At 65.7% G+C, this 5,548-nt stretch carries 6 protein-coding genes; 4 read left to right on the top strand and 2 right to left on the bottom strand.

Annotation, left to right across the window (positions count from 1 at the left end; all coding sequences use genetic code 11):
* A partial coding sequence (locus tag IRZ12_RS15180) for a cytochrome ubiquinol oxidase subunit I (protein ID WP_296470111.1) occupies positions 1-219 on the bottom strand: 219 nt, incomplete at its 3' end.
* 722 nt (positions 220-941) lie between these two features.
* Between IRZ12_RS15180 and IRZ12_RS15175 the strand changes: the two genes are divergently transcribed.
* The 4 genes from IRZ12_RS15175 to IRZ12_RS15160 are packed head-to-tail and all read left to right on the top strand — an operon-like array spanning position 942 to position 4,164.
* Positions 942-1,511, top strand: a complete 570-nt coding sequence (locus IRZ12_RS15175) for an aminodeoxychorismate/anthranilate synthase component II (RefSeq protein WP_296470110.1) — start codon at positions 942-944, stop codon at positions 1,509-1,511.
* 32 nt (positions 1,512-1,543) lie between these two features.
* Complete coding sequence (gene trpD / locus IRZ12_RS15170; protein WP_296470113.1) at positions 1,544-2,578, top strand: anthranilate phosphoribosyltransferase; 1,035 nt, start codon at positions 1,544-1,546, stop codon at positions 2,576-2,578.
* A gap of 33 nt (positions 2,579-2,611) precedes the next feature.
* Positions 2,612-3,400, top strand: coding sequence for an indole-3-glycerol phosphate synthase TrpC (trpC, locus tag IRZ12_RS15165; protein ID WP_296470108.1), 789 nt, complete (start codon positions 2,612-2,614; stop codon positions 3,398-3,400).
* Positions 3,397-4,164, top strand: coding sequence for a uracil-DNA glycosylase (locus tag IRZ12_RS15160; RefSeq protein WP_296470106.1), 768 nt, complete (start codon positions 3,397-3,399; stop codon positions 4,162-4,164). The genes trpC and IRZ12_RS15160 overlap by 4 nt, the downstream gene beginning before the upstream one ends.
* Positions 4,165-4,180: 16 nt before the next feature.
* Here IRZ12_RS15160 and IRZ12_RS15155 read toward each other — a convergent pair.
* Positions 4,181-5,548, bottom strand: a 1,368-nt coding sequence (locus IRZ12_RS15155) for a M61 family metallopeptidase (protein ID WP_296470104.1), incomplete at its 5' end; no start/stop codon positions are given.

Genomic DNA, 5,548 nt, shown 5'->3' with positions numbered 1-5,548 from the left:
GGCCATCACGATGCCCGAGACCACGCCCATCGCGAAGGCGACCGCGAATATGTTGAGCCAGAAGTGATAGAGGTCGATGTAGACCTGCCTGCGGGTCCGCAGCCAGAGGGCTTCCAGCACGGCGAGATAGCTGGCCAGGCCGATCGTGAGTGCCGGGAAAATGATATGAAAAGAGATCGTGAACCCGAATTGGATCCGCGCCAGGAGCAAGGCGTCCATGAGATAGGCCGGTCAGCAGCCGGAACCGGGGTTGCCCCCGCTCGTGCCTGGCCGGGAAACCGCGCATTCGTCGCGCATGCCAGCCTTGTCGTGGATCATTGACGACTCCCCTGTGGATGGGCCGTGGTCCGCCTCGCCCGGTCCGGGGCTCAAGCAATCGTCGTGCCGCAGCTGGCTAGGGTTAATCCCCGGGGAAGGGGCAGCGTCGTACCCGTATCCGTGGCGCGATCCGCCGCGTACGGGCATTGCACTTGCCCGGAGAAATGCAAAATTTGCGCTCGCCCGGGAGATATCTACACGGTGGGTAGGACGACCCCGGGTGTGTTGCATCCCTCGCCGGCGTGGTATGATTTTTTGCACGCTGAACCGACTGCGTTGGTTGTCCTGGCTGCAGCCGGCTTCTTCGAACCCACTTTTATTTCGACATGATCCGTACCGCTTCGACCAACGTTGCTCTGTGGTGGCGCTTCCGCTAAAGGAAGCGGCACGTCGTTGCGGTTCGAAAACTGCACCTTGCCGCCGTAACCGGTGGCAGGTCGAAAATCTCTCGCAGATCCCGGGCACGGCGGCTCCAGAACCAGGAGATTGCCAGTGCCATCAGCAGTACCTTCCCTGACCACAGCATGTCTCGACGTCCCGGGCGCGCGCTTGCGCACGGCCGACTGCGTTCGTTCCCCCAATTCCGCGCCGCGGGCGGGGGCTCTTCGCGGAGGTCGACCGACATGCTGCTAATGATCGATAACTACGATTCCTTCACCTACAACCTTGTCCAGTACTTCGGCGAGCTGGGTGCCGACGTGCGCGTTTATCGCAACGACCAGATCACGCTGGACGAGATCGAAGCGTTGGCGCCGGAACGCATTTGCATCTCCCCCGGGCCGTGCACGCCGGCCGAGGCCGGCATTTCGGTGCCCCTCATCCAAGCATACGCCGGCAAGGTTCCCATCCTGGGCGTCTGCCTCGGCCATCAATCCATCGGTGCGGCGTTTGGTGGCAAAATCGTCCGCGCGCGGCAGATCATGCACGGCAAGACGTCGGCCATCACCCATACGGGCAGCGACGTATTCCGGGGCTTGCCGTCCCCCTATACGGTCATCCGGTATCACTCGCTCGCCATCGAGCGGGACAGCCTGCCCGATTGCCTGGAGGTGACGGCGCAGACCGACGACGGCGAAATCATGGGCGTGCGTCATCGCCAGCTTCCCGTCTACGGTGTGCAGTTCCACCCCGAATCCGTTCTCAGTGAGCACGGTCACGCCCTGCTGCGCAATTTCCTGCAGTTGGACGCATGAACCAGCGGCAACGATTTTTCGAGGAGTCCAAGGTGCCCATTACCCCTACCGAAGCGCTGGTGCGTTGCATCGAACACCGCGAAATCTTCCATGACGAAATGTTGTCGCTGATGCGCATGCTGATGCGCGGGGAAATCCCGCCCGCCACGGCAGCCGCGCTCATCATGGGCCTGCGCGTCAAGAAGGAAACCATAGGCGAGATCACGGCCGCCGCCCGCGTCATGCGCGAGTTCGCCGACGGCGTGAAAGTCGCCGATCCCGACAGCCTGGTGGATTTGGCCGGCACGGGCGGCGACGGGGCGCATACGTTCAATATCTCCACGGCGGCCATGTTCGTGGCGGCAGCCGCCGGCGCCAAGGTCGCCAAGCACGGCAACCGCAGCGTATCGTCGTCGTCCGGCAGCGCCGACGTGCTGGAGGCCCTCGGCGCCAATGTCATGCTGCCGCCCGAGGCCGTGGCCGAATGCATCGAGGCCACCGGCATCGGCTTCATGTTCGCGCCGCTGCACCATTCGGCCATGAAGAACATCGCGCCCATCCGCAAGGAGCTGGCGGTGCGGACGATCTTCAATCTGCTCGGCCCGCTGACCAATCCCGCAGGCGCGGCCAACCAGCTCATGGGCGTGTTTCATCCGGACTTGGTCGGGATCCAGGTGCGGGTGCTGCAGCGGCTGGGGTCCAAGCACGTGCTGGTGGTGTACGGCAAGGACGGCATGGACGAGGCGTCCCTGGGGGCGGCCACCATGGTGGGCGAGCTGCGCGATGGCGAAATCTACGAGTACGAGATCCATCCCGAGGATTTCGGGCTGCAAATGGTGTCGAACCGCAGCCTGAAAGTGGCCACGCGCGAAGAATCCCGCGACCTGGTGCTCGAGGCCTTGTCCAACGTGCCGGGGCCGGCGCGCGACATCGTGGCCCTGAACGGCGCCCTGGCGATGTACGCCGGGAATGTCGTACCATCCGTCGCCGACGGCCTGCGCAAGGCCTTCGATCTGATCGCCAGCGGAGCCGCGCGCGCCAAGCTCGACGAGTTCGTCTCGTTCACCAAGAAGATCTCGTCGCGCTAGGCCTTCGCATCGCAAAATTTCATCGGGTGGGTCATGAGTGACATTCTCCAACGCATATTGGAAGTAAAGGCCGAAGAGGTCGCTACCGCGCGCCTCTTGCGCAGCGAGGCCGACTTGCGGCGCGAGGCCGAGGCCCGCCAGGACGTGCGCGGCTTTGCCAGGGCCATCGAGGCCAAGGTGGCCGAGGGCAAAGCCGGAGTCATTGCGGAGATCAAAAAGGCCTCGCCTTCCAAGGGGCTCTTGCGCGAGGACTTCCAGCCCGACGAAATTGCCGCGTCGTACGCCGTGCACGGGGCCGCGTGCCTTTCGGTGCTGACCGACGTCCAGTTCTTCCAGGGGTCGCCGGATTATCTGCGCCGGGCCCGCGCGGCCTGCGCGCTGCCGGTGCTGCGCAAGGACTTCATCGTCGATTCGTACCAGGTGGTCGAGGCGCGCGCGATGGGGGCCGACTGCATCCTGCTGATCGTCGCTGCATTGGCGCCGTCGCAGCTGCAGGACCTTGAAGCGCTGGCGATGGAGCTCGGCATGGACGTGCTGGTCGAAGTGCACGACCAGGAGGAGCTGGACGTCGCCCTCCAACTGCGCACGAACTTGCTCGGCATCAACAACCGCAACCTGCGCAGCTTCGAGGTCTCGCTGCAGACGACGATAGACTTGCTGCCCCGGATTCCATCCGGCAAGCGCGTCGTCACCGAAAGCGGCATCTTGGGGCCCGACGACGTGCGGCGGATGCGCGAGCACGGCGTCCACGCCTTCCTCGTCGGCGAAGCCTTCATGCGTGCCCCGGAGCCGGGCGCCGAGCTGTCGAGACTGTTCGCATGACCGGCGGCGGGTCCCTGCAGGCTGCCCCACCGCAAGGCGATCTATTTGCTGCTGCGCCGGACAACCGCCTGAGCGCGCCACTGCGTGCGCATGTGGATCGCTTGCCCGCCGCCTGGCGGTCTTTGCTGCAGGATGCGCTGGCGAGTGCATCGTTCCAGGCCTTGCAGGATTTCCTCGAGCGGCGCCGGGAACAGGGTGCCGTCATTTATCCCGCGTCGCCGTTCAGGGCGCTCGAGCTGGTGATGCCGGAGTCGGTCCGCGTCGTCATCCTCGGCCAAGATCCTTACCACGGTCCCGGCCAGGCCCAGGGCCTGGCCTTTTCCGTGCCGGACGACTGCAAGCGGCCACCCAGCCTGCGCAACATATTCAATGAGGTCGCCGCCGATTGCGGCGGGGATCCGGCGAGCTTCGGCAACGACCTGTCGCGTTGGGCCAGGCAAGGCGTGTTGCTGCTGAACACGTCGCTTACCGTGGAGGACGGCGCGCCGGCTTCGCATGCAAGGCGGGGCTGGGAGGCTTTCACCGACGCGGTCATCGCCGCCGTGGCGCGCGAGCCCGGGCCCAAGGTCTTCATGCTCTGGGGGGCGCACGCGCAGGCCAAGCAGGTGCTGTTGCCGCCCGGAAGCGGGCACCTGGTGCTGACGGCCAACCATCCCTCGCCGCTCTCGGCGCGCCGCCCGCCCGAGCCTTTCGTGGGCTGCGGGCATTTCGCCCGGGCCAACCGCTGGCTGGCCGAGCGCGGGCGCGACACGATCGCCTGGTGAGCCGGCGAGCCGCTCCTTAGCGGGCGGGGAAAGGTTCGCTCGCCGGCGTAATGACGCATTCCGTCTCCGCCGGCGCCTCCAGCTTCAGCGTGAAGCAGCGCAGCTCATCCCGGCGGAAGGCGTGTACTTGCACCACGTCGCCCGGCCGGTAACGTGCGAGCAGCTTGTCCAGATTGCCGTGCTGCACGCGGACGCCGTCGATGGCAACCAACACGTCATGCGCCGAGAGTCCCGCCCGGTGCGCCGCGCCGTGTTCATAGACGGTGGCCAGGCGCACCTCTTCGCCCTGGCGCGCCGTCTTGACTCCCAGTGAGGGGAGCGGCGAGGGCGTCTTCCATGTCAGGCGGTAACCTTGCCGCGCCAGCAGTGCCTCCAGCGGCACGTCCTCGCGCCCGTAGACGTAGCGGCGCAAAAACTCGCCGACGTCTATGCCGGTGGCTTCGCGTATCAGGCCGGGCATTGCGTCTTCGGGCACGCCCTCGGGAGCGCCGCGGTAGAAATTCCGGCCGTAGCGCGTCCAGAGCAGACGCATTACGTCGTCCAGGCTGTGGCGGCCGCGGCTCTCTTGCCGCAAGAGCAGGTCCAGCCCCAGCGCGACCAGCGATCCCTTGGTGTAGTAGCTGACGATCGCGTTGGGCGAGTTTTCATCCTGGCGGTAGTAGCGGGTCCAGGCGTCGAAGGAGCTTTCCGCGACCGATTGCTTGAAACGCCCGGGGGCCGAGTGGACCGCAGAGATCGTCTTGGCCAGCGTACGCAGGTAATCCTGCCGCGTGATGACGCCGGCGCGCAGCACGAACAAGTCGTCGTAGTAGGAGGTGAAACCTTCGAACAGCCACAGCAGCCGGGTGTGGTTCTCGCGTTCGAGGTCGTAGGGCGCGAAGGCGGCAGGCTTGATGCGCTTGACGTTCCAGGTGTGGAAGTATTCGTGGCTGACCAGGCCGAGGAAATTGCGGTAGCCGTCGCTTTGCTCGGGGCGCCCGTGCACGGGCAGGTCCGCGCGGGAGGTCATCAGCGCGGTCGAGGCGCGGTGTTCGAGTCCGCCATAGCCGTCGCCGGTGACCATGGTCATGAAGACATAGCGGTCGGTGCTGTCGAGGAACGGCGCGCGGCGCGTGCGCGGCTCGAAGAAGGCGATTTGTTTCTCGCAGATCTTGCGGATGTCGTCCGACAGTCGCTCCAGGTCGAGGTTGGGCACATTGCCGGTGAAGACCAATTCGTGGCGCGCGCCATGGGCTTCGAAGCTCGCCACTTGCGGCGTGCCCATTTCTATCGGGTGGTCGACCAGCGCGTCATAGTCCGGCGCCTGGTACATCCCGAACCCGTGGCGGGGAGCGCGGGCCGGGTGGCCGGGGGCTTCGGGCAGGCTGGTGTAGACCTTCCAGTC

It is taken from the genome of Pigmentiphaga sp. (genome assembly GCF_019689535.1).
In the GTDB taxonomy this organism is placed as follows: Bacteria; Pseudomonadota; Gammaproteobacteria; order Burkholderiales; family Burkholderiaceae_B; genus Pigmentiphaga.
This window is presented reverse-complemented; position numbering and strand designations above follow the sequence as displayed.

What these genes read in the sequence shown, in the direction of transcription:
- IRZ12_RS15160 (WP_296470106.1), top strand. Translation starts at nt 3,397, where the DNA reads ATGACCGGCGGCGGGTCCCTGCAGGCTGCCCCACCGCAAGGCGATCTA.
- trpC (WP_296470108.1), top strand. Translation starts at nt 2,612, where the DNA reads ATGAGTGACATTCTCCAACGCATATTGGAAGTAAAGGCCGAAGAGGTC.
- IRZ12_RS15175 (WP_296470110.1), top strand. Translation starts at nt 942, where the DNA reads ATGCTGCTAATGATCGATAACTACGATTCCTTCACCTACAACCTTGTC.